Genomic DNA, 21,099 nt, shown 5'->3' with positions numbered 1-21,099 from the left:
TATTATTTAAAATACTTGAAAGGGACTACTAACATGCCAAAATTTTCACCATCTTCTTTGCCTAAATGTTTGTGATGCATTTTGTGAGCCCGACGTAAACCTTTAGCATATTTATTATTTGCTTTACGTAGCCATTTGAACCGTTGGTGGATAAAAATATCATGTACTACAAAATATGCTATTCCATAGGCTAAAATACCTGCGCTTAATGGAAGTGCCCACCAAAGGTCTAACTCACTGTGAGCAACTTTTAATGCGATGCTTATTACTGCATAAAAAACAAAAAATAAGTCGTTCTTTTCAAACCAACTATTGTGTTTTTTGTGATGATGATCTTCATGAATATTCCATAAAAAACCGTGCATCACGTATTTATGCATCCACCATGCATTAAATTCCATAATGGAGAAAGTGCCTAGAAAAATTAAGATCCAGAGAAATACTTGCATGTGTTATATCAAATTAAGACGGTAAGCAACATATCCTTTTGAAAGTAAAAAGAATTTTTCATAATTAGGAACGCGTATTCTTTTATTTCTAATTTCTTTAGAAGGTGTACGTTCAAGTCTAGTTAATAGTCTTCTATAGTATGTGTAAGCGGTGTACACTCCTAATTTAGCTTCAATTGGTAATCTTTGAATGCCTCTTAAACCTGCGTCAAAGTCTTCCTTTATTTCCTGAATAAGTCTCGCTTTATCTTCTTCACTTAGATCATGCAAATCTGTATTTGGGAAATAACTTCTTTCTAATGTTTCTAGGTCTGCTTTGAGGTCTCTTAGAAAGTTTACTTTTTGAAAAGCGCTTCCTAGTCTCATGGCATCATCTTTTAGATCATTATATTTCTCCATATCACCTTTTACAAAAACTTTAAGTGACATTAGTCCGACAACATCTGCACTGCCATAAATGTAGTTTCTATATTCTTCATCTGTCAAATAAATTGATTTATCTAAATCCAGACGCATGCTATGAATAAAAGCACCATACATATCTGGTGTAATATCATATTTATTAACCGTTTCTTGAAATGAGTTTAAAATAGGGTTTAGGCTTATTTTTTCATCAATCGCACGTTTTACATCTTCTTCAAATCGATCTAAAAGCGTTCTTTTGTCAAAGTCATGGAAAGTGTCCACGATCTCATCTGCAAAACGAACAAATCCATAGATGTTATGAATATCTTGTCTTATGGAAGGCCCTAACATTTTACTCGCAAGTGAGAATGATGTACTGTAATTGCTAGTAACAGTTTTACTACATTCTCTAGAGACTTTATCAAATAAGCTTTTCATTATGAATTGTGTTTTTTAATTAGTTCGGCAGCTAGTTTACCAGAAATTAATGAAGGAGGAACTCCTGGGCCTGGCACGGTTAACTGACCTGTAAAATAAAGGTTTTTAACTTTACGACTTCTTAAATTAGGTCTAAGAAATGCGGTTTGTAATAAAGTATTTGCCATTCCATAGGCATTTCCTTTGTAACTATTGTACTCTGAAATAAAATCGTTTACACAGAAAGATTCTTTAAAAATAATATTTTCTCTAACGGTTTGGTCTGTTCTTGATTCAAAACGTGTCATTATTTTATCAAAATACTCTTCTCTTAGTTCTGGAGTATCTTCAAGATTTGGAGCAAGAGGGATTAAAAAGAATCCATTCTCACAACCTTCTGGAGCAGTTTCAGGATCAGATAGTGATGTGAAATTTGCATAGAATAAAGGCTCTTCCGGCCATTTAGGGTCTTCATAAATTTCATTTGCATGCTTTGTAAAGTCGGTATCAAAAAATAGGTTATGATGGTCGATATTCTTAAGCCTTTTATTAAAACCTACATAGAAAATCAGCGAACTAGGAGCAAAAGTTTTCTTTTCCCAGTAAGACTCTGAATATTGTCTATACTTTTTCGGTAATAGTGTTTCAGAATGATGGTAATCTGCTCCTGATAAAATAGTAGGATAAAGAAACTTCTGGTCATTAGTTATTAAACCTTCTGCACGCCCCATGTCATCAACTAATATTTTATCTACAGGAGAATTAGTTTTTATTACAACACCTAATTCTTTAGCTAGTTTTTCCATGGCAAGGATTACCTCATACATTCCACCTTTAGGATGCCAAGTTCCTAAACCAAAGTCGGCATAATTCATGAAGTTATAAAAGCTAGGAGTGTTTTGAGGTGTTGCGCCTAAAAATAGTACAGGGAACTCAAGTATACTTACCAATTTAGGATTAGTAAATTTTTTACGAACGTCCTTAGAAACATTACCGATAAATGCACCTACCTTTTTAGCAGTTTGTGGGGTAATTAATTCTAAAGGTGATTCTCCAGGTCGATAAACTAGGTTTTTTATGGCGATTTCATAGTTCTCTTCAGCTTTAGACATAAACTGTTGTAGAGGCTTAGAACTACCCTTTTCTACTTTTTCAAAAGTAGCTTTGATATCCTCAAGATTATCTGCTATTTCTATTTTATCGTCCTCAAAAACAACAGAATAAGCAGGGTTTAATTTATCAAGTTGATAATAATCTTGTGGTTTTTTATCAAAATCTGCAAAAAATCTTTCAAAAATGTCTGGCATCCAGTACCAAGAAGGTCCTATATCAAACGTAAAACCGTCTTTGATCAGACGCCTAGCTCTTCCTCCTACAGTATCATTTTTTTCATATATAGTTACTTCATAACCAGCTTGTGCTAGATAACAAGATGCCGCTAGGGAAGAGAACCCTGATCCTATAATCGCTACTTTACTCATGCTTCAATTAGTTGTGGTATTCTTTCTATTACTTCACCTATACCTTTAAATACCGTTTGATTTTTAGATAGGTCTTTAGGTTTTATCTTTTGTGCTAGTTGTCCTAAAATCCATAGTTCTACATCATCGTTTTTAGCAACTTTACGATTGAATTTTTTAAGGAATGACGGTGTTTCTTGCTCAGTGGGTTGAACGGTAATGTATGTTATATAAGTAGGAGAGACACCTTTGTTTATGAAATATGGTAAAGCTTCTAACACCATACTTGCTCCTAAATAAACGGTTTTACAACCTTTTTTTAATAACTCATAATTAAGAAACAGTAAACCTAGATCGTGCATTTCATTTTCAGGTAAAAACAAAACGTAAATTTTATCGTCATTTCTAGATTTTTGGTATTGTACTTTTTCTAGGTTTATTAAAACTTTCTGTTTAATTAAATGGCTTATAAAGTGTTCGTGTGCTATGTTTATAGTTTTAGATTGCCATAAGAAACCTAATTCTTCTAAGAAAGGAATAAAAAGATTATAAAAAACACCAGAAAATCCAACTTCTTTTAACACGGAATCATAAACTCTTTGAAACATAAATTGATCAAAGTTTACCATAGCAAGTTTTAATTCTTGAATGGCATGATCGTTTTTATTATTTCTTACTGCTAGATTACGAACTTGTGTTTCAATATCTTCAGTAGATAAGCTAGCTATAGTTGATATTTTGATGCCAGCATTTTTTAGATAACTCACATTGAGTATCTTACATAAAGCGCCCAAATCATAGGTTCTAATGTTAGTGTCAGTTCTATCTGGTTCTAATAGGTTATATCTTTTTTCCCAGATTCTAATAGTATGTGATTTGATACCACTTAAATTTTCCAGATCCTTGATACTAAACTTACTTTTTATCAAAATAGATTTGTTTAATTAATTTGCTGTAAAGCTAAACAAATAATTCAGAAAGATCAGAAATTGATATTTTATTAACTATTGAAGATTATGGTTAACAATAAGTCAGGTGGTATATATGATTGAAAATAGTACCTGGAATGGGACTTGAACCCACACGTACAAAGTACACACGGCCCTCAACCGTGCCTGTCTACCAATTTCAGCACCCAGGTAAATAAAAAAAGTCCTTTAAATAAGGACTTTTATAGTGATCTGGCTGGGGCTCGAACCCAGGACCCTCTCCTTAAAAGGGAGATGCTCTGCCAACTGAGCTACCAGATCTTTTTGCGTTAGCGGCTGCAAATATACAGCCTATTATTAATTACAACCTAATTTTTTTTAGATTAATTTTCCAAAAATAAATTCAAATTAAAAAAAGATAGAGAAATGGCTTTTAAAATTATTTTATTAGGTTATATGGGGTCTGGTAAAAGTACTGTGTCAAAGGAACTTGCAAAAAAATTACAAGTATCTTCGATTGATTTAGATGATGAAATAGAAAATTTTGAAAAAAGTACTATTCCCCAAATCTTTGACTCGAAAGGAGCAATTTACTTTAGAAAACTTGAAAAAACTGTTCTTGATAAAATTATCGAAAGAGATGATAGTTTTGTTTTATCATTAGGAGGTGGTACTCCTTGCTATTTTAATAACATGAAGTTTCTAAATAATCGCGAAGAAGTTCTTACTATTTATTTGGATGTAAATATCTCTACATTGATTAAAAGGCTTAAGGATGAGGTCGAACATAGACCTATACTTAATAATATTAATTCTGCACAAGAATTGACTGAATTTATAGGGAAACATCTGTTTGAAAGAAGACCATTTTATAATCAAGCTAAAGAACGTATTCAAATAGTTGATGAATCTACTGAACAAATTATTGAAAAAATTATTCCTCTGTTATTTTAAAGTAACATTATATGGTTTAGTATCTAAATTTACTTCAATATGTTCTTCCATCGTGGTGGATAAAGAGATGCCTTTAAAGTCTGCTTTTACTGGATACTTTTTATGGTTTCTATTTACTAATACCGCAGTTTTCAATCTATCTAAAGGGACATTTAAAAAGTGTTTAACGGCATAGATTAATGTTGTTCCACTATTCAATACGTCATCACAAATTATCACCCCACTATTTGTATATTCTTCTGGCTTAAGATTGGTGTTTACAGGTTGTAAAGGATCTACTTTATTGACAATAACTTTGCATAATTTCACCTCGGTAGCGATAATTCCAGAAAGCACCTTTTTTAATTCTTTGGCAAAAGTGTAACCTCCGTTTGCAATTCCAGCGAGAATAATGTGATCATGATTTAAGTATACTTCGGCAATTTGATAAGCAATTCTTCTTATTTTATGCTGAACCTGTTTGTGATCCAAAATTTCATTTTTCATCATTTTCTTTTCATTTTAATAATCAATTCTTTTCCTTGTCTAGATGTTTCAGAATTTAGACATCTGGATAGTTTGATAATTTCAAAGTAATTTTCAAACAAATTTATGTACTCTTCTCTAGATCCAGAATAGGGTGGTTCATTTCTTTCGGCCTTAAAATCAAATAAAACACCTTCTATCCAACCTTCTTTTTTTAATAATTCATAGCTTTTTTTAATATAGCTTTCGCGAAAGCGAGTCTCTAACGCACAAAAGAATGTTTGTTCTAATATAAGATCATACCTTCCGATATGGTCAAAATAATCTTCTTGAAGTACACGAAGATTTATGTTGCCAGCTAGTCTTTCTTTCAAACGAACTAATGGTTGTGATGCAATATCCAAAACCGTTACATTTTTAAAACCTTTTGCAATCAAATACTCTGCTTCATAAGAGTTTCCAGCACCAGGAAGTAGTATGGATAAATATTTGTTTTCAATTTTATCGATAATATTTTTGAGAGGTTTGGAGATGTGACCTAAATCCCAACCTGTGTTTGCCGATAAATATCTATTTTCCCAGTACTTTTCATCTAGATTCATTCTTCTTCTTGATTTAATAAATCAGTTAAATCACGGCGGTCTTTTTTAGTGGGTCTTCCCTCTCCTTTTGTTCGATAATAATCTTGATTAAGGGCAATTAGTTTTTTAGCATCAAAATTTTCTTGAGGTGTTCTATCTACTCGATATAAGTTGACTATTTTATTTCCAACACGACCATCTGGTAAATCAAGAACCTCTACTTTATATTCTATTTGATCTTTACGTAGCTCTATAATATCGCCAGCATAAACATCTCTTGATGGTTTAATGGTAGAACCATTTACCTTAATGCGTCCTTTTTTAGCGGCATCAGTTGCCTTACTTCTAGTTTTGTAGTAGCGTACACTCCATAAATATTTATCTACTCGCATAAGACGATTTGTTATTAAACGTTATCACGGTACTACAAAAATAGTGGAAAATAGTATCTTTGGATGCTCAAAAAATTAATGATGAAAAAAATAACATATTTATTAACTTTTATTATAGTCGTGCTATTCTTATTCTCATGTGGATCTGAGGATGATAGTAATGATGTTGTAGTAAGAGATCGAGGAGAAGTCTTTGCCGAAGATTTAATTGAATTACAAGCTTTTTTAGATACTCACTTTTATAATTATGAAGAGTTCGCAACTAACCCTTCAGGGACTGATTTTGTTGTAAGATTTGATACGATAGCTGGCGTAAATTCAGGAAAAATACCGCTTTCCAATCAAGTTGATACCAAATCATTGACAAGAGATGGAATTAATTATACGTACTATACTTTAAATGTACGCCAAGGCGGTGGCGCAGCACAGCCTACATTTGCGGATAGTACATTAGTTTCTTACAGAGGAACTTTATTAGATAATACCGTGTTTGACGAATCAGCAAATGCAATATGGTTTGATCTTCCTTCAGTTGTAGATGGTTTTACCGCAGGTGTCACAGAACTTAATGAGGCTGCTAGCATAACTTCAAATCCTGATGGGACACTTTCTTACGCTGATTCTGGAATAGGTGCAGTGTTTATGCCTTCTGGTTTGGGTTACTTTAATCTTTTTCAAATAGGAATACCCCAATATTCACCTATTATCTTTTCTTATCAACTGAGAAAAGTAAAAACTACCGATCATGATGCAGATGGAATATTTTCAAAGTTTGAGGATTTAGATGGGGATTTCAGTTTGAGAACTAATGGTGATGACAATACTGATGGAGATAGTGTTAATAATGGTGTATTATTTAATTATGTAGATAATGACGATGATGGTGATGGTGTCCCTACTAGACTTGAAAATGCAGATCCTAATGGTGATGGAGACCCTAGTGATGCAGAAGATCTAGACGGTGATGGTATTCCTGGATATCTCGATGCTGATGAAGTGAATATAGACATTGATGGTGATGGAATTCAAAATAGATTTGAGCAACCAGACCCTAATGGAAATGGTAATCCTGCAGATGCACGCGATACAGATAACGATGGTATTCCTGACTATCTAGATCCTGATGATGACGGTGATGGTATTCCAACTAGCCAAGAGAATGCAGATCCTAATAATAATGGAAACCCTATCGACGCTAGAGATTCTGACGGTGATGGTGTTCCTGATTATTTAGATTCAGATTCATAGGTCTAAATTTCAGTACATAATAATAAAAAAGGAGTTTTGATTATTTATCAAAACTCCTTTTTTAATGGATATCTATTTGCGTTTTTCACAAAATAATATAAATGATTTATGGATTATTACTTATGACCATGTTTTTATCGCTATAAATTTGATGATTAATTAAATCTATATCTTATGAAAACGATTCACAGTATTACATTTTTTATTTGTTTTTCATTTTTTTCTAATGCGCAGGACCTAAGTCAAAATCCATCTAATAATAATTCATTATGGCAAGGGCAAACTATTCAAGAAGTAGCGTTTTTGAAAGTAGGTTTTGGTTACTGGATGCCTAAGGGGAATTTATCTGATTATTTAGATAGCTCTCCATTGTTCGAACTCGCTTTAGTTATACCAGATTCAAAGAGAAAAAGATCTTTTGAGTTAGGGATACAATTAGCTGTTCCTCAACAGAGAAGATTTTTTATCTTAACAGATGAAATAGATGAGTTTGATATTGAGGCAACTTCTATTGTTAATGGGTATATTAAACTTAATAAATGTCTTTATCAAAAGCCTAATAATAAATTGGCTTTATCTGTATCCCTAGGAATCGCGTCTATTTTTCTAGATCCAGTACAGAATGATGGGGTTGCAGTTCTAGATTATGGCAGTGTAAATTCTGTACTTGTAGCTCCTGGTTTGTCTTATGATTTCTTGTTTAAAGATCAATCAATGCTACAACTATCATTAGACCTTCAGTACACACCATTTAAGTTAGAACGTGCCATAACAAAGAGCATCAATTCTTTTAACTTGTTGCCTAAGGTTTCTTACAGGTTCTGATTAGATGAATGATGAATAAAAAAAGTCCTCATCATTTGATGAGGACTTTATAAATAAAAGCAACGAAAAATTACTTTCTCTTTATTGCTTTTTCTGCTTTAAGTGCAATATTCTCTGCATTCAAACCATATTTTTCAAGCAATTGCGCAGGCGTCCCACTTTCTCCAAAAGTATCATTAGTAGCCACAAATTCTTGAGCAGTAGGGTGATGCAACGATAGTGTTCTTGCAACGCTTTCACCTAATCCTCCTAAGAAATTGTGCTCTTCAGCAGTTACTACACAGCCAGTTTTCTTAGCAGATTTTATAATTGCCTCTTCATCTAGAGGTTTTATTGTGTGGATGTTGATCACTTCTGCACTGATTCCTTTTTCATTTAGAACTTTTGCAGCTTCTAGAGCTTCCCAAACTAAATGTCCCGTAGCAATAATTGTTACATCCGTTCCTTCTTGAAGTATTACAGCTTTTCCTATTTCAAACGCTCCATTTACAGGAGTGAAATTTGCTACTTTAGGACGCCCAAATCTTAAATAAACAGGTCCATGATGCTCTGCAATAGCTAGAGTTGCTGCTTTGGTTTGATTGTAGTCACAAGTATTGATTACCGTCATTCCAGGTAACATTTTCATCAATCCTATGTCTTCAAGAATCTGGTGTGTAGCGCCATCTTCACCTAAAGTAAGACCTGAGTGAGAAGCACAAATTTTCACATTCTTATCAGAATAAGCAATACTTTGTCTGATTTGATCATAAACACGACCAGTGGAAAAGTTAGCAAAAGTTCCTGTAAACGGTATTTTACCACCTATAGTCATTCCGGCAGCCATTCCCATCATGTTAGCCTCTGCAATACCTACTTGAAAGAAACGATCTGGATGATTAGCTGCAAATGCGTTCATTTTAAGTGATCCAGTAAGATCTGCACAAAGTGCAACTACATCTTTATTTTTTTGTCCTAGTTCAGTAAGTCCATCGCCAAAACCTGATCTCGTGTCCTTACTTCCTGTGTTTTCGTAAATTTTCATATCTAAAAATCTGCTGGGCAGATGATTTTAATTAATAGTCGCCTAAAGTTTCTGGATTTTGTTTCAATGCCTCAGCCAGTTGCTCATCATTAGGAGCAATACCATGCCATGCGTGCGATCCCATCATAAAATCTACACCATTACCCATTTCTGTGTGCAAAAGAATACAGATAGGTTGGCCTTTTCCAGTAAGTGATTTAGCTTCGGTAAGACCTGCTAGAACAGCATCTACATCATTACCTCTTGTAACAGTGATTACTTTCCAACCGAAAGATTCAAACTTATTCCTTAAATCCCCTAATGCAAGAACCTGATCGGTACTTCCATCTATTTGTTGTCCGTTAACGTCTACAGTAGAAATTAAATTATCTACTTTATTTGCTGCTGCATACATGGCTGCTTCCCATATCTGACCTTCTTGAAGTTCTCCATCACCGTGAAGTGTAAAAATGGTTTTGTTATCACCATTTAATTTTTTTACAGCTGCTGCACCTATAGCAACACTCATTCCTTGACCTAAAGAACCACTAGCAATACGTACTCCAGGTAAACCTTCATGAGTAGTTGGGTGACCTTGTAATCTTGTATTAAGCTTTCTGAAGGTGCTTAGTTCTGTAACAGGGAAGTAACCAGCGCGAGCCAGTACACTATAAAGTACAGGAGAGATATGACCGTTAGATAAAAAGAATAAGTCTTCTTTTTTACCATCCATATTAAAAGATGGCTCATGATCCATAACCTCATTATAAAGGGTTACTAAAAATTCTGTACAACCTAGTGATCCACCAGGATGCCCGCTACTTACTGCGTGTACTTGTCTCAAGATATCGCGACGTACTTGAGATACTAAATCTTTTAAGTGCTGTGTATCAGCCATTTTAGAGTTTTTTAATGATCCTTCAAAGTTAGGTCTATTGTAGTTTGTTATAAATTTTTAAGATTATCAGTTATTAACGATATCAGGCGTTTTGTGAACAAATTGATATAAATGAAAAAAAATAAAACCTAAGTTTTAAAATAATTTTAAAATCTTGTTTGTAATGATCTCGCTTTCGCGAAAGCGTAACACTTCACAAACTCTCTACTTGAACGATTTGTTTCAAAAGCTTTCAATTTAAATTCGAGTTTATATTCGAGTTCATATAAGTATCTTTGCCATCCATGAAATTTGATTTATTACAAAACGATCCACAAAGTCAGGCGAGAGCAGGAGTTATTCATACGGATCACGGAAAAATAGAAACACCGATTTTTATGCCTGTTGGGACAATAGGTACTGTAAAAGGTGTACACCAGCGCGAGTTAGAAGAAGAGGTGAATCCAGATATTATTCTAGGAAACACCTACCATTTATATTTACGTCCTGGTACGGAAATTCTAGAGAAAGCTGGTGGTCTTCATAAATTTATGAACTGGCAACGACCTATCCTTACCGATTCTGGTGGTTATCAAGTGTATTCTTTAAGTTCTAATCGTAAGATCAAGGAAGAAGGTGTGAAGTTTAAATCTCATATCGATGGCTCTTATCATACGTTCACACCAGAACGTGCCATGGATATACAACGCAGTATAGGTGCAGATATCATTATGGCATTTGATGAATGTACGCCCTATCCTTGTGATTATAACTATGCACGACGCAGTATGCACATGACGCATCGATGGTTAAAGAGATGTATCACTAGGTTTGATAACACTCCAGATCTTTACGGTCACAAACAAACGCTTTTCCCTATAGTTCAAGGAAGTACGTATGTTGATTTAAGACAACAAAGTGCAGAAGCTATTGCGGCAGCAGACCAATTTGGTAACGCAATAGGTGGACTTTCTGTTGGAGAACCTGCAGATGAAATGTATGCAATGACTGAAGTCGTTACTGCTATATTACCTAAGGAAAAACCACGTTATCTCATGGGTGTTGGAACACCTATTAATTTATTAGAAAATGTGGCTTTAGGTGTTGATATGTTTGATTGTGTGATGCCTACTCGTAATGGTCGCAATGGTATGATTTTTACCGCAAACGGTACGATGAATATGAAAAACTTAAAATGGGCTGAAGATTTTAGTCCATTAGATCCAGCAAATTATGCATGGGTAGATACCGCTTACACTAAGGCTTACGTTAGACATTTATTTACAGTAAATGAAATGTTAGGAAGACAAATTTGTACCATACACAATCTTTCTTTCTATTTGTGGTTAATGAGAGAGGCACGCAAGCATATTCTTGCAGGTGATTTTAGAACTTGGAAAGATAAAATGGTAAAACAAATGGATAATAGACTCTAGTGTTAAGTATATTAGATAAATATATACTAAAGAGGTATTTAGGAGCATTTGCACTTTTATTAGTGCTTTTCTTGCCTATCATGGTAACAGTACATATTGCTGAAAAAGTAGGGAAAATTATAGCAAAGGATGTTCCTGCTGGTGAGGTAATCATTTACTTGTTAGACTTCACCATTTATTTTTCTAATTTCCTTTTTCCATTATTTCTTTTCATCTCTACCATGTTTTTTACCTCAAAGCTAGCGATGAATACAGAGGTAATTGCATTCCTAAGTTCTGGGGTATCTTTCAATAGATTTTTGCGACCTTACATTATAGGAGCAACTATTGTTTGTGTTTTTGCTTTAATATTTAGTGCTGTATTTGTACCCAATGCTTCTTCTGGTTTTAATGAATTTCAAAGCAAATACTTTAGAAGAGGTGATGATAAGAATACTACCAATGTCTTTAGACAAATTAATGATAATGAAAATATTTATGTAAGTAATTATCAGCCTTCTAATAAAAATGGTTTTGACTTTACCCTAGAACATTTTGATGGTATCGATCTTAAGTATAAAATTTATGCACAAAGAATCAAATTTAAAGATTCCATTTATACCTTAACTGGCTACAAAAAAAGAACCATACTAGAAAATGGCGAAATAATTGAACGTGAGCAGAAAAAGGATACTCTTTTTAGCTTTGATATAGACGAATTAACACCAACCGATTACATTGCGGAAACAAAAACATTCACAGAACTCAATAAATTTATCGAGTTAGAAGAAAAACGAGGTAATAGCAATCTAAATATTTATTATGTAGAAAAATATAAACGCACATCCATTCCTGTAAGTGCATTTATTTTTACCATTATTGCGGTTGCCGTTTCTTCAGTAAAAAAACGTGGTGGAATGGGTATGAATCTAGCCATAGGTATTGTTATAGCGATGACTTATGTGTTTTTAGATAAGGTATTTGGAACCATCGCAGAAAAAAGTACGTTCAATCCATGGATTGCAGTTTGGTTTCCTAATATATTCTTTGCTGTAGTAGCATTTTTCCTGATTAGAAATGCGAGACGATAAACTCCTTAATTACCTACACCTACATTTTATAGTATTCATCTGGGGTTTTACCGCAGTATTGGGTGCCTTGATTAGTATTGAATCCATTCCATTAGTCTGGTGGCGTATGAGTATGGCAGTAGTTCTGATATTCATTTATATGAAATGGAAGAAAATTCCCTTTCAGTTATTTGGTAAAGGTGCGCTTTCGCGAAAGCGGATTTCAGGTTTCCTACTTGCGGGCGTGGTTATCGCCTTACACTGGGTCACTTTTTTTGGCGCAATTAAAGAATCCAACGTTTCTGTAACTCTTGCTATGTTAAGTATGGGATCATTCTTTACAGCTTTACTAGAGCCTATTTTTACGTCAAAGAAATTTGTTTGGTATGAGCTTATTTTTGGGGTCATTATAATAGGAGCTTTATATTACATTTTTCAGATTGAAACTGACTATGTGGTAGGAATGATTTTAGGATTGGTCAGCGCATTGCTCAGTGCTATATTCTCCATTATGAACGTAAAATGGGCAAAAGAGAATCCGCCGTCTTTGATTTCTTTTTACGAACTGTTAAGTGGTGTGATATTGTTGTCCTTGTTTTTTGTGTTTCTGCCAGTTGATTTTGTAATGCCATCAGAATTAACATCGATGGATTGGTTGTGGTTGGGTATCTTGGCTTCTGTTTGTACAGCTTACGCATTTATAGCAAGTGTAAAAGTGATGAAGTTTTTAAGTGCCTATACGGTTATGTTAACCATAAACCTAGAACCAGTCTACGGTATTTTTCTTGCTTACTTGATCTTAGGTGATTCAGAAGAAATGACACCTCAATTTTACATTGGTGCGGTAGTAATTGTTTTAGTCATTATTGCTAACGGTATCCTAAAAACTAAACTTTCTAAGAAGTAAACTGACGAAATCTAGTTTAGAAATGCTCGATTTCTCTAGTTTTTCCCAATACCTTTTTTAAAAGAAGAACTCAATTATCTTTTCAGTTCACAACTTCAAAACCAATTTCACCTATACTTCATCTCATATTACTATATTTGTCTACCCAAAAAACGAATCCCCTTATATGGAGTATTTAGAATTTGAATTACCGATCAAGGAGCTGGAAGAGAAGTATCAGCAAACCATTACCTTAGGTGAAGAAAGTGATGTAGATGTAAGTGCGACCATCAAACAAATAGAGAAAAAGCTTAAAGCAACTCGTAAAGATATTTATGCAAACCTTACGGCATGGCAACGTGTGCAAATGTCACGTCATCCTAGTCGTCCATATACCTTAGATTATATAAAAGCAATTTGTGGAGACACGTGGTTAGAATTACACGGTGATCGCAATGTGAAGGATGACAAAGCCATGATAGGCGGATTAGGTAAAATAGGTGAACAAAGTTTCATGTTTATCGGTCAGCAAAAAGGTTTTAATACAAAAACACGTCAGTACCGTAACTTTGGTATGGCAAATCCAGAAGGTTATAGAAAAGCCTTGCGCTTAATGAAAAGTGCCGAAAAATTTGGTGTGCCAGTTGTAGCTTTAATTGACACTCCAGGTGCTTATCCTGGACTTGAAGCAGAAGAGCGTGGTCAAGGAGAAGCGATTGCAAGAAATATACTTGAAATGACACGCCTCAAAGTGCCAATTATTGTGATGATTATAGGTGAAGGAGCCAGTGGCGGAGCGTTAGGTATAGGTGTAGGCGATAGAGTAGTGATGTTAGAAAATACTTGGTACTCTGTTATCTCACCAGAATCTTGTTCTTCTATTTTATGGAGAAGCTGGGAATATAAAGAACAAGCTGCAGATGCCTTGAAGCTGACTTCTACAGATATGAAGAAACTTAAGTTAGTTGATGAGATTTTAAAAGAACCCATCGGCGGTGCTCATAAAGACAGAGAGACGACGTTCAAATCTGTTGCTGAATGTATTACACAACATTATGAAGAGTTAAAGAAATTAGATGCTAAAGAACTCGTAGAGCAGCGTATGGATAAATATGCAAACATGGGTGTTTTCAAAGGATAAACACTTTAGAAGAATTTAGTTTTTTACTATACAAGCTACAAAGTTTTCAAAATGACTTTGTAGCTTTTTTAACCGCCTAATTTAAAAATTTGATTGTCTAAATGATTTATCAACTTTAAAATTAAGTTCAAAAAAATTATTTATTTTTTGTGAATAGCGGTGCTCACTAGCTTTCACAAAAAACTAACGGTTATTAACAGGTTGTAAACCTCAATTTTATAGTAATTGTTGATGACTGTATCATAACCCTAATCGAGTAAAACCCATTTAAAACCCTACTTTTGAATCCTATGGAAAAAGTTCAACAACGCCCTAATATTATTTCAGGAAATACCTCTGTTGTAACGCTTGAAAAAGGAAAGATACCACCTCAAGCAGTTGATTTAGAGAAAGTTGTTATAGGTGCATTGATGATCGATGGTAAAGGGGTTGATGAGGTTATCGACCTTCTTACTCCAGAGGTTTTTTATCAAAAAAACCATCAATTTATTTTTGAAGCCATAGACATTCTCTTCAAAGAAGGGAAACCAGTCGACTTGTTAACCGTTAGTGCACAGTTGCGTAAAATGGAAAAACTAGATGCTTCTGGTGGTGACCATAATTTGGTTCAATTATCACAATTAGTCAGTTCTACCGCACACATAGAGTTTCATGCAAGGATCATTCTTCAAAAGTATATTCAACGTAGTTTAATTAAAATTTCTACAGAAATTATTAATGAATCTTATGAAGAATCTACTGATGTTTTTGATTTACTAGATAAAGCAGAATCTAAACTTTATGAAGTTACACAAGGTAACATTAGAAAAAGTACAGAGACAGCTATGGATCTCGTACGTCAGGCAAAAGAACGTATAGAAGAAATAGCAAATCGCGATGGACTTTCTGGAATACCATCAGGATTTACTGATCTTGATCGATTAACTAGTGGATGGCAGCCGTCTGATTTAATTATTATTGCTGCACGTCCAGGTATGGGAAAAACAGCTTTTACACTTAGTATGGCACGTAATATTGCAGTAGGAAGCGATATACCTGTTGCTTTCTTTTCTCTGGAGATGAGTTCTGTTCAGTTAATTACTCGTTTGATCTCTTCAGAAACTGGTTTAAGTTCTGAAAAGTTGCGTACTGGAAAATTAGAACCACATGAATGGGAACAATTAAATGTTAAGGTTAAGGACCTGGAAAGAGCACCTATTTTTATTGATGACACGCCGTCGCTATCCATTTTTGACTTGCGTGCAAAATGTAGAAGACTTGCTTCACAATACGGCATTAAATTGATCATGATTGATTATTTGCAATTAATGACTGCTCAAACTGGTAATAAAGGTGGTAATCGTGAACAAGAAATATCTACTATCTCGCGTAATTTAAAAGCACTTGCAAAAGAACTTTCTGTGCCTGTAATTGCTCTTTCACAATTGTCTCGTGCGGTAGAATCTCGTGGAGGATCAAAACGACCGTTGCTTTCTGACCTGCGTGAATCTGGAGCGATCGAGCAAGATGCAGATATCGTATCATTTATCTATAGACCAGAATATTACGGTCTAGAAGAATGGGATGATGATGACCGCAGTCCTACGGCTGGTCAAGGTGAATTTATTGTTGCAAAACACCGTAACGGTGCGACAGATTCGATACGTTTGAAGTTTATGGGACAATTCGGTAAGTTTGATAACCTGGATCAATTTTTCACTCCACCGGAAGAATTTGGGTCTAAAATGAACGCTGCAAATGATGACACCTTCAAAGCAGATCCTTTTGATAGTCCTAAAGCTGGAAATCCTGGTGATGCCTTTGGCATTCCTAACGACGACATGCCGTTTTAGATCAAAAACTTGGTTTGATTATTGTTTCTCATCTCGCACCCAATCCTTATATTAGTGCATCGCTAGTATCGTGAATGGATGGTGTTTAATTCCGCTTTCGCGAAAGCGAGATCTCAATAATTGAAAAGAATGTTTAAAAGATATATCTTACTCTTACTATTCTGTGCTAGTGGCCTATTTGCACAGTCACAATATTTGTTCATACCGATGGATGCTGAAACACAGGCAGACCACTTAAAAGCCTATGGAATTTCCTACTGGATTCTTTCTAAAGGAACAAAAGTAAAGTGGTTACTCAATTATCGTGGTGGATCATTTTTAGTTCCTAATGTACAAGAAATCAAAAATGAGCTTACGGTAAGAGGTGTCAGTTATGAAGAAATGAGTGAAGGCGAGGTGAGTTCTATTCTTGAACTTGTAGCCAGTCCATCTCAAAATATGCAGGAAGTCCTACTAGAAAAAGCTCCTAAAATAGCCGTTTATACACCTTCTGGAGCGTTGCCATGGGATGATGCGGTTACCATGGTGCTTACCTATGCAGAAATTCCATATACCAAAGTCTATGATGAAGAAGTGCTTACCGACCAGCTTTTGTTATACGACTGGCTGCACTTACATCACGAGGATTTTACTGGACAATATGGTAAGTTTTATCGCAGTTTTAGAGCAGCGCCGTGGTATATAAAAGAAAAGAAACAGGCTGAAGAACTAGCTCAAAAGCTAGGTTACGGTAAAGTAAGTGAGGCAAAACGTGATGTAGCTCTTAAAATTAGAGACTATGTAGTCGGTGGCGGATTTATGTTTGCCATGTGTAGTGCGACAGATAGTTTTGATATAGCCTTAAGTGCCGAAGGTGTGGATATCGCAGAGCCTATGTTTGATGGTGACGCGAGTGATGCTGGTTACCAAAATAAGATAGATTATTCAAAGACTTTTGCGTTTACAGATTTTAGCCTAGAAAGGTCACCTATGGTTTACGAATTCAGCTCTATTGATATGACCGAAAAGCGTAAAATTAAACGAGAATTGGATTATTTTTCCTTAATGGATTTTAGTGCAAAATGGGATCCTATCCCTACTATGCTCAATCAAAATCATACCAGTCTAGTAAAAGGATTTATGGGGCAGACTACTAGTTTCAATAGACCTGAAGTAAAGAAAAATGTATTGGTTTTGGGAGAAAATAGAACTAATAGTGAAGCAAAATATATTCATGGTATACGCGGTAAAGGATTTTTTACTTTTTACGGCGGTCATGATCCAGAAGATTACCAGCATAGAGTAGGAGATCCACCGACTGAACTGAGCCTACATCCTAATTCCCCAGGTTACCGCTTGATATTAAACAATGTGTTGTTTCCAGCAGCGAGAAAGAAAAAGCAGAAGACTTGATTTGAGTTGCTTTAGGTCTGTCTATTAAATGTAAAACGAGCTTTATTCCATACTATCTAACAGGGTTGAGGTCATCGCAGACGTTTATGATTCCGCTTTTGCGAAAGCTATAATATTCTTATTCAAAAAACTTAAAGGATATTCAAAGCTGATAAAAGTCATCGTTTGTAACTAGGTGTTGCCTGTAAATTTGTACCATAATCATTAAAAGAAATTGATATGAGTATGATGTATTTAAAACTAGAAAAAGACTGGCAAGATCATTTTATGCTTTATGCTTCTATTGCAATAATAGTTTGTACATGTTTAGGAGGAATTACTGTGATGTCCATATTTCAAAATGGAAGTGGTCTTTTTGAAATGTTTGAGGTGTTTACAATAGTAGTTTTATGTACTACCGTTCTTGCTTCTATATTAACGGTACAGAAGCCTAAGCTAGTTTTAAAAGCTGCTATTGCAAGTGTGGCAATATGTTCCATTATTGCAGCGTGTAATTTTATTTTATAATCTATGTGTAGCTCGCTCATTTCTAAGTATAATGTAGCCGGACCTAGATATACCAGCTATCCTACAGTTCCTTATTGGGATCAGGATAGCTTTTCTGTTTCTGGTTGGAAAGAATCGTTACAAAAGAGTTTTAAAGAAAGTAACGCTACAGAAGGTATCAGTCTTTATATTCATTTGCCATTTTGTGAAAGCATGTGTACATTCTGTGGATGTAATAAACGCATTACTAAAAACCACAAAGTAGAGGTTCCTTATATGGAATCTGTCATTAAAGAATTTCAATTGTATTTAGCTTTATTTGAAGAAAAGCCAAGGATCAAGCAAATACACTTAGGTGGAGGAACACCTACGTTTTTTTCTGCTGAGAACCTGGAGTATTTAATGACTCAAATTTTTTCTATGGCAGATAAAGCTCATGATGTAGAATTTAGTTTTGAAGGTCATCCTAATAACACCACTTTTAAACATCTGTCTACTTTAAATAAGTTAGGTTTTAATCGCGTTTGTTATGGTGTTCAAGATTATAATATATCTGTTCAAAAAGCTATAAATCGTGTTCAACCTTTTGAAAATGTATTGCAAGCGACAGAAAATGCTAGAGCAGTAGGCTATGAGTCTGTAGGACATGATATTATTTATGGATTGCCTTTTCAAACTATTGAAAATGTAATTCATACAATAGAGAAAACTATAGAATTACGACCAGATCGCATCGCTTATTACAGTTATGCGCACGTACCATGGATAAAAGGAAATGGGCAGCGCGGTTTTAAAGACAGTGATTTACCTAGTGCAGCGATTAAACGCCAGCAATATGAAATAGGTAAGGAATTACTTGCAAAAGCTGGATATGTAGAAATAGGAATGGATCATTTTGCTTTACAAACAGATTCACTTTATAAAGCACAACAGACTGGAACTATACATCGCAATTTTATGGGGTATAATTCTAGCAAGACACAAGTGATGATAGGCTTGGGAGTTTCTTCTATTAGTGATTCCTGGTATAGTTTTGCACAAAACGTAAAGAATCTAGAAGAGTATCAAAGTCTGGTAGAAGATGGAGAGATACCTGTTTACAGAGGTCATATTTTAACTGCTGAAGATTTAATTATTAGAAAGCATATCTCTAATCTCATGTGTACATTTGAAACCTCTTGGAGTGATGATTCACTTTACTTTAAAGAACTTCCAGACGTTTTATCTAGCCTTATAGAACTAGAACAGGACAACTTATTAGAGTTGCATAGCAATAAATTGATGGTTACAGAAAAGGGAAGAGCCTATGTTAGAAATATATGCCTACCATTTGACTTAAGACTGCAAAGAAAAATGCCAGAAACCCAATTGTTTTCTATGACAGTTTGATTTTTAAATTGTCAAATTTTAAAAAAGCCATTTCAAATTTTTGAAATGGCTTTTTTAATGAGGTATGTTTTAAGGTAGATTGATATATCAACTGAATATCTATTCTATCGTAGAATTAGAATCGGTTTTCTGTTTTTTATCACTATTGACCATATTGTAAATGATCAATACCATTGCGATGCATACAACGGCAAAAACTCCTATTATAATAGATCCCATTCCCCAGTTTACTAAAGGTAGTATAGATGTTAATTTCATAATTATATAATTTAAAGGTTGAATTTTAATGACATTCTTCTTGAGAAGATAGTAGTTCTACAGATACGTTTTGTGATGGTGAGATGTAAGGAATTCCTAGTCCTAAACCACGCAGAATAAAAAGCATGCCCATGATAACTACTACGTAGGGAATCGCTTTAAGAACTCGTTGTTTTACTGTATTAGTTAAAAAATTACCTAAATAAATAGCAGTAGTCATTAAAGGAATAGTTCCTATCCCGAACAGTGCCATGTATAAACTTCCTTTTAATGGCTCTCCAGCCGCAATCGCCCCAAAAACAGCCATATAGACCAGTCCACAAGGTAAAAGACCGTTCAAGAAACCAATAATGAAAAATGTTTCTGGATCTCTTTTTTTAAGCTCTTGTCCTAAAGTACTTTTAACCTTACCAACTAGTTTATATATAGGTTTTGTAAGACTAAATTTATTAGTAAAATGTGCCGGTGTCAAAATTGCGAGAATCATTAGAATTCCGATTGCGATAGACAATTGCTGCTGGATTCCAAAAAAATGAAATGTGTTTCCAGCAATTCCAAACAACAGTCCTAATAAAGAATAGGTAAGAATACGCCCTGCATGATAGCTTATTAATTGCCATATGCGCTTCATCTTATTTTCACGATCCAGCGGAAGTAAAAACGCAATCGGGCCGCACATTCCCACACAGTGGAAACTACCTAACAAACCTAATATGAGCGCAGAATATAACATTAATATACTATAGAATTTTTGTACAAGAAGTCTTTACCGTTATGTTTAAAATCTATGGTGATGTTCCAGCGACCACCTATCAGATTTTTGTCAGGTATGAGCAAATTTGATCCAGATAAGACTAATGGTAAGTCAAAGTCTAGTTGCTGATTAGATGGTCGATAAAGGAACACTTTTCCAGTAATAGTTTCATTCTTAATCTCTGATGGAAAGGATAACAACCATCCATCTTTTGTTTTTGTGCCAGTAATTCTTTCTTCTAAAGAGTTCAAATTATTTTCTGCATCGATCTCGTTTTGATAGACCATGGTTTTTGCATAGTATTCTTCCGTTACCAGATCATAACTATAATTTTTATCTGTGCTCATTGTGATCACCATGTACAGTATGAAAGCTATAAATGAGATCATTCCTATGGCAATACCTGTTCCCCAGTTCCATTTCATGATGTTGTCGTTTTAACGAGTTGTTTTTTACTGTTTAATTCTTCAA

23 protein-coding genes and 2 tRNA genes are annotated in these 21,099 nt (G+C 34.5%); 11 read left to right on the top strand and 14 right to left on the bottom strand.

Annotation, left to right across the window (positions count from 1 at the left end; translation table 11 throughout):
• Positions 1–2: 2 nt before the first annotated feature.
• The 6 genes from ACTF54_RS10145 to ACTF54_RS10120 form a co-directional block, all read right to left on the bottom strand.
• A complete protein-coding gene (locus tag ACTF54_RS10145; protein ID WP_347196122.1) occupies positions 3–449 on the bottom strand; it encodes a beta-carotene hydroxylase in 447 nt (148 codons plus the stop codon).
• Positions 450–452: 3 nt separating this feature from the next.
• Positions 453–1,292 carry a phytoene/squalene synthase family protein gene (locus ACTF54_RS10140; RefSeq protein WP_347196121.1) on the bottom strand — a complete coding sequence of 280 codons (840 nt, stop codon included), beginning with the start codon at positions 1,290–1,292 and terminating at the stop codon, positions 453–455.
• On the bottom strand, positions 1,292–2,752 hold the full coding sequence (locus ACTF54_RS10135; RefSeq protein WP_347196120.1) for a phytoene desaturase family protein: 1,461 nt from the start codon (positions 2,750–2,752) through the stop codon (positions 1,292–1,294). Before ACTF54_RS10135 ends, ACTF54_RS10140 begins: the two co-directional genes overlap by 1 nt.
• On the bottom strand, positions 2,749–3,660 hold the full coding sequence (locus tag ACTF54_RS10130; protein WP_347196119.1) for a MerR family transcriptional regulator: 912 nt from the start codon (positions 3,658–3,660) through the stop codon (positions 2,749–2,751). The genes ACTF54_RS10135 and ACTF54_RS10130 overlap by 4 nt, the downstream gene beginning before the upstream one ends.
• 129 nt (positions 3,661–3,789) lie before the next feature.
• Positions 3,790–3,872, bottom strand: a tRNA-Leu gene (locus ACTF54_RS10125).
• Between the two features lie 36 nt (positions 3,873–3,908).
• Positions 3,909–3,981: transfer RNA gene (locus tag ACTF54_RS10120), tRNA-Lys, on the bottom strand.
• Positions 3,982–4,086: 105 nt separating this feature from the next.
• On the opposite strand from ACTF54_RS10120, the gene ACTF54_RS10115 reads away from it, so the two are divergent.
• Complete coding sequence (locus tag ACTF54_RS10115) at positions 4,087–4,614, top strand: shikimate kinase (protein WP_347196118.1); 528 nt, start codon at positions 4,087–4,089, stop codon at positions 4,612–4,614.
• On the opposite strand, the gene ACTF54_RS10110 is transcribed toward ACTF54_RS10115, so the two are convergent.
• The 3 genes from ACTF54_RS10110 to ACTF54_RS10100 are packed head-to-tail and all read right to left on the bottom strand — an operon-like array spanning position 4,606 to position 6,052.
• Positions 4,606–5,100, bottom strand: coding sequence for a phosphoribosyltransferase domain-containing protein (locus ACTF54_RS10110; RefSeq protein WP_347196153.1), 495 nt, complete (start codon positions 5,098–5,100; stop codon positions 4,606–4,608). The genes ACTF54_RS10115 and ACTF54_RS10110 overlap by 9 nt on opposite strands.
• The gene (locus tag ACTF54_RS10105) at positions 5,100–5,681 is read right to left on the bottom strand and encodes an SAM-dependent methyltransferase (RefSeq protein WP_347196117.1); all 582 of its coding nucleotides are present in this window, start codon (positions 5,679–5,681) and stop codon (positions 5,100–5,102) included. The genes ACTF54_RS10110 and ACTF54_RS10105 overlap by 1 nt, the downstream gene beginning before the upstream one ends.
• A complete protein-coding gene (locus ACTF54_RS10100; protein ID WP_347196116.1) occupies positions 5,678–6,052 on the bottom strand; it encodes an RNA-binding S4 domain-containing protein in 375 nt (124 codons plus the stop codon). The genes ACTF54_RS10105 and ACTF54_RS10100 overlap by 4 nt, the downstream gene beginning before the upstream one ends.
• An 81-nt stretch (positions 6,053–6,133) precedes the next feature.
• On the opposite strand from ACTF54_RS10100, the gene ACTF54_RS10095 reads away from it, so the two are divergent.
• On the top strand, positions 6,134–7,300 hold the full coding sequence (locus ACTF54_RS10095; RefSeq protein ID WP_347196115.1) for an FKBP-type peptidyl-prolyl cis-trans isomerase: 1,167 nt from the start codon (positions 6,134–6,136) through the stop codon (positions 7,298–7,300).
• A 174-nt stretch (positions 7,301–7,474) separates the two neighbouring features.
• On the top strand, positions 7,475–8,125 hold the full coding sequence (locus ACTF54_RS10090; RefSeq protein ID WP_347196114.1) for a hypothetical protein: 651 nt from the start codon (positions 7,475–7,477) through the stop codon (positions 8,123–8,125).
• A gap of 70 nt (positions 8,126–8,195) precedes the next feature.
• Here ACTF54_RS10090 and ACTF54_RS10085 read toward each other — a convergent pair whose 3' ends face one another.
• Both ACTF54_RS10085 and ACTF54_RS10080 read right to left on the bottom strand, forming a co-directional pair.
• Positions 8,196–9,149, bottom strand: a complete 954-nt coding sequence (locus ACTF54_RS10085; protein ID WP_347196113.1) for a transketolase family protein — start codon at positions 9,147–9,149, stop codon at positions 8,196–8,198.
• A 31-nt stretch (positions 9,150–9,180) separates the two neighbouring features.
• On the bottom strand, positions 9,181–10,026 hold the full coding sequence (locus ACTF54_RS10080; RefSeq protein WP_347196112.1) for a transketolase: 846 nt from the start codon (positions 10,024–10,026) through the stop codon (positions 9,181–9,183).
• Between the two features lie 284 nt (positions 10,027–10,310).
• Here ACTF54_RS10080 and tgt point away from each other — a divergent pair, with 284 nt between their 5' ends.
• The 8 genes from tgt to hemN all read left to right on the top strand — a co-directional run bounded on the left by tgt (position 10,311) and on the right by hemN (position 19,616).
• On the top strand, positions 10,311–11,441 hold the full coding sequence (gene tgt / locus ACTF54_RS10075; RefSeq protein WP_347196111.1) for a tRNA guanosine(34) transglycosylase Tgt: 1,131 nt from the start codon (positions 10,311–10,313) through the stop codon (positions 11,439–11,441).
• Positions 11,441–12,511 carry an LptF/LptG family permease gene (locus ACTF54_RS10070; RefSeq protein WP_347196110.1) on the top strand — a complete coding sequence of 357 codons (1,071 nt, stop codon included), beginning with the start codon at positions 11,441–11,443 and terminating at the stop codon, positions 12,509–12,511. Before tgt ends, ACTF54_RS10070 begins: the two co-directional genes overlap by 1 nt.
• A complete protein-coding gene (locus ACTF54_RS10065; RefSeq protein WP_438969274.1) occupies positions 12,498–13,397 on the top strand; it encodes a DMT family transporter in 900 nt (299 codons plus the stop codon). The genes ACTF54_RS10070 and ACTF54_RS10065 overlap by 14 nt, the downstream gene beginning before the upstream one ends.
• 166 nt (positions 13,398–13,563) lie before the next feature.
• On the top strand, positions 13,564–14,517 hold the full coding sequence (locus ACTF54_RS10060) for an acetyl-CoA carboxylase carboxyltransferase subunit alpha (RefSeq protein ID WP_347196108.1): 954 nt from the start codon (positions 13,564–13,566) through the stop codon (positions 14,515–14,517).
• Positions 14,518–14,807: 290 nt separating this feature from the next.
• Entirely contained in the window at positions 14,808–16,349 is a 1,542-nt protein-coding gene (gene dnaB, locus ACTF54_RS10055) for a replicative DNA helicase (protein ID WP_347196107.1), read from the top strand.
• A gap of 207 nt (positions 16,350–16,556) precedes the next feature.
• Positions 16,557–17,741: an asparagine synthetase B gene (locus tag ACTF54_RS10050; RefSeq protein ID WP_438969312.1), complete on the top strand. Its 1,185-nt coding sequence runs from the start codon at positions 16,557–16,559 to the stop codon at positions 17,739–17,741.
• 219 nt (positions 17,742–17,960) lie between these two features.
• On the top strand, positions 17,961–18,248 hold the full coding sequence (locus ACTF54_RS10045; protein WP_347196105.1) for a hypothetical protein: 288 nt from the start codon (positions 17,961–17,963) through the stop codon (positions 18,246–18,248).
• 3 nt (positions 18,249–18,251) lie between these two features.
• Positions 18,252–19,616 (top strand): oxygen-independent coproporphyrinogen III oxidase, encoded by a 1,365-nt coding sequence (hemN, locus tag ACTF54_RS10040; protein WP_438969273.1) that lies wholly within the window; start codon positions 18,252–18,254, stop codon positions 19,614–19,616.
• A gap of 99 nt (positions 19,617–19,715) precedes the next feature.
• Here hemN and ACTF54_RS10035 read toward each other — a convergent pair whose 3' ends face one another.
• The 3 genes from ACTF54_RS10035 to ACTF54_RS10025 are packed head-to-tail and all read right to left on the bottom strand — an operon-like array spanning position 19,716 to position 21,053.
• A complete protein-coding gene (locus ACTF54_RS10035) occupies positions 19,716–19,874 on the bottom strand; it encodes a hypothetical protein (RefSeq protein ID WP_347196103.1) in 159 nt (52 codons plus the stop codon).
• A gap of 25 nt (positions 19,875–19,899) precedes the next feature.
• On the bottom strand, positions 19,900–20,607 hold the full coding sequence (locus tag ACTF54_RS10030) for a sulfite exporter TauE/SafE family protein (RefSeq protein WP_438969272.1): 708 nt from the start codon (positions 20,605–20,607) through the stop codon (positions 19,900–19,902).
• Positions 20,607–21,053 (bottom strand): FixH family protein, encoded by a 447-nt coding sequence (locus ACTF54_RS10025; RefSeq protein ID WP_347196101.1) that lies wholly within the window; start codon positions 21,051–21,053, stop codon positions 20,607–20,609. Before ACTF54_RS10025 ends, ACTF54_RS10030 begins: the two co-directional genes overlap by 1 nt.
• Positions 21,054–21,099: the final 46 nt, after the last annotated feature.

Origin of the sequence: Nonlabens sp. (assembly GCF_965657255.1) — a bacterium.
Lineage (GTDB): Bacteria > Bacteroidota > Bacteroidia > Flavobacteriales > Flavobacteriaceae > Nonlabens.
This window is presented reverse-complemented; position numbering and strand designations above follow the sequence as displayed.

What these genes read in the sequence shown, in the direction of transcription:
- tgt (WP_347196111.1), top strand. Translation starts at nt 10,311, where the DNA reads ATGAAATTTGATTTATTACAAAACGATCCACAAAGTCAGGCGAGAGCA.
- ACTF54_RS10145 (WP_347196122.1), bottom strand. Translation starts at nt 449, where the DNA reads ATGCAAGTATTTCTCTGGATCTTAATTTTTCTAGGCACTTTCTCCATT.
- ACTF54_RS10045 (WP_347196105.1), top strand. Translation starts at nt 17,961, where the DNA reads ATGAGTATGATGTATTTAAAACTAGAAAAAGACTGGCAAGATCATTTT.
- dnaB (WP_347196107.1), top strand. Translation starts at nt 14,808, where the DNA reads ATGGAAAAAGTTCAACAACGCCCTAATATTATTTCAGGAAATACCTCT.
- ACTF54_RS10060 (WP_347196108.1), top strand. Translation starts at nt 13,564, where the DNA reads ATGGAGTATTTAGAATTTGAATTACCGATCAAGGAGCTGGAAGAGAAG.
- ACTF54_RS10025 (WP_347196101.1), bottom strand. Translation starts at nt 21,053, where the DNA reads ATGAAATGGAACTGGGGAACAGGTATTGCCATAGGAATGATCTCATTT.
- ACTF54_RS10050 (WP_438969312.1), top strand. Translation starts at nt 16,557, where the DNA reads ATGGATGCTGAAACACAGGCAGACCACTTAAAAGCCTATGGAATTTCC.
- ACTF54_RS10095 (WP_347196115.1), top strand. Translation starts at nt 6,134, where the DNA reads ATGAAAAAAATAACATATTTATTAACTTTTATTATAGTCGTGCTATTC.
- ACTF54_RS10030 (WP_438969272.1), bottom strand. Translation starts at nt 20,607, where the DNA reads ATGTTATATTCTGCGCTCATATTAGGTTTGTTAGGTAGTTTCCACTGT.
- ACTF54_RS10100 (WP_347196116.1), bottom strand. Translation starts at nt 6,052, where the DNA reads ATGCGAGTAGATAAATATTTATGGAGTGTACGCTACTACAAAACTAGA.
- hemN (WP_438969273.1), top strand. Translation starts at nt 18,252, where the DNA reads ATGTGTAGCTCGCTCATTTCTAAGTATAATGTAGCCGGACCTAGATAT.
- ACTF54_RS10090 (WP_347196114.1), top strand. Translation starts at nt 7,475, where the DNA reads ATGAAAACGATTCACAGTATTACATTTTTTATTTGTTTTTCATTTTTT.
- ACTF54_RS10105 (WP_347196117.1), bottom strand. Translation starts at nt 5,681, where the DNA reads ATGAATCTAGATGAAAAGTACTGGGAAAATAGATATTTATCGGCAAAC.
- ACTF54_RS10140 (WP_347196121.1), bottom strand. Translation starts at nt 1,292, where the DNA reads ATGAAAAGCTTATTTGATAAAGTCTCTAGAGAATGTAGTAAAACTGTT.
- ACTF54_RS10085 (WP_347196113.1), bottom strand. Translation starts at nt 9,149, where the DNA reads ATGAAAATTTACGAAAACACAGGAAGTAAGGACACGAGATCAGGTTTT.
- ACTF54_RS10115 (WP_347196118.1), top strand. Translation starts at nt 4,087, where the DNA reads ATGGCTTTTAAAATTATTTTATTAGGTTATATGGGGTCTGGTAAAAGT.
- ACTF54_RS10080 (WP_347196112.1), bottom strand. Translation starts at nt 10,026, where the DNA reads ATGGCTGATACACAGCACTTAAAAGATTTAGTATCTCAAGTACGTCGC.
- ACTF54_RS10110 (WP_347196153.1), bottom strand. Translation starts at nt 5,100, where the DNA reads ATGAAAAATGAAATTTTGGATCACAAACAGGTTCAGCATAAAATAAGA.
- ACTF54_RS10035 (WP_347196103.1), bottom strand. Translation starts at nt 19,874, where the DNA reads ATGAAATTAACATCTATACTACCTTTAGTAAACTGGGGAATGGGATCT.
- ACTF54_RS10065 (WP_438969274.1), top strand. Translation starts at nt 12,498, where the DNA reads ATGCGAGACGATAAACTCCTTAATTACCTACACCTACATTTTATAGTA.
- ACTF54_RS10135 (WP_347196120.1), bottom strand. Translation starts at nt 2,752, where the DNA reads ATGAGTAAAGTAGCGATTATAGGATCAGGGTTCTCTTCCCTAGCGGCA.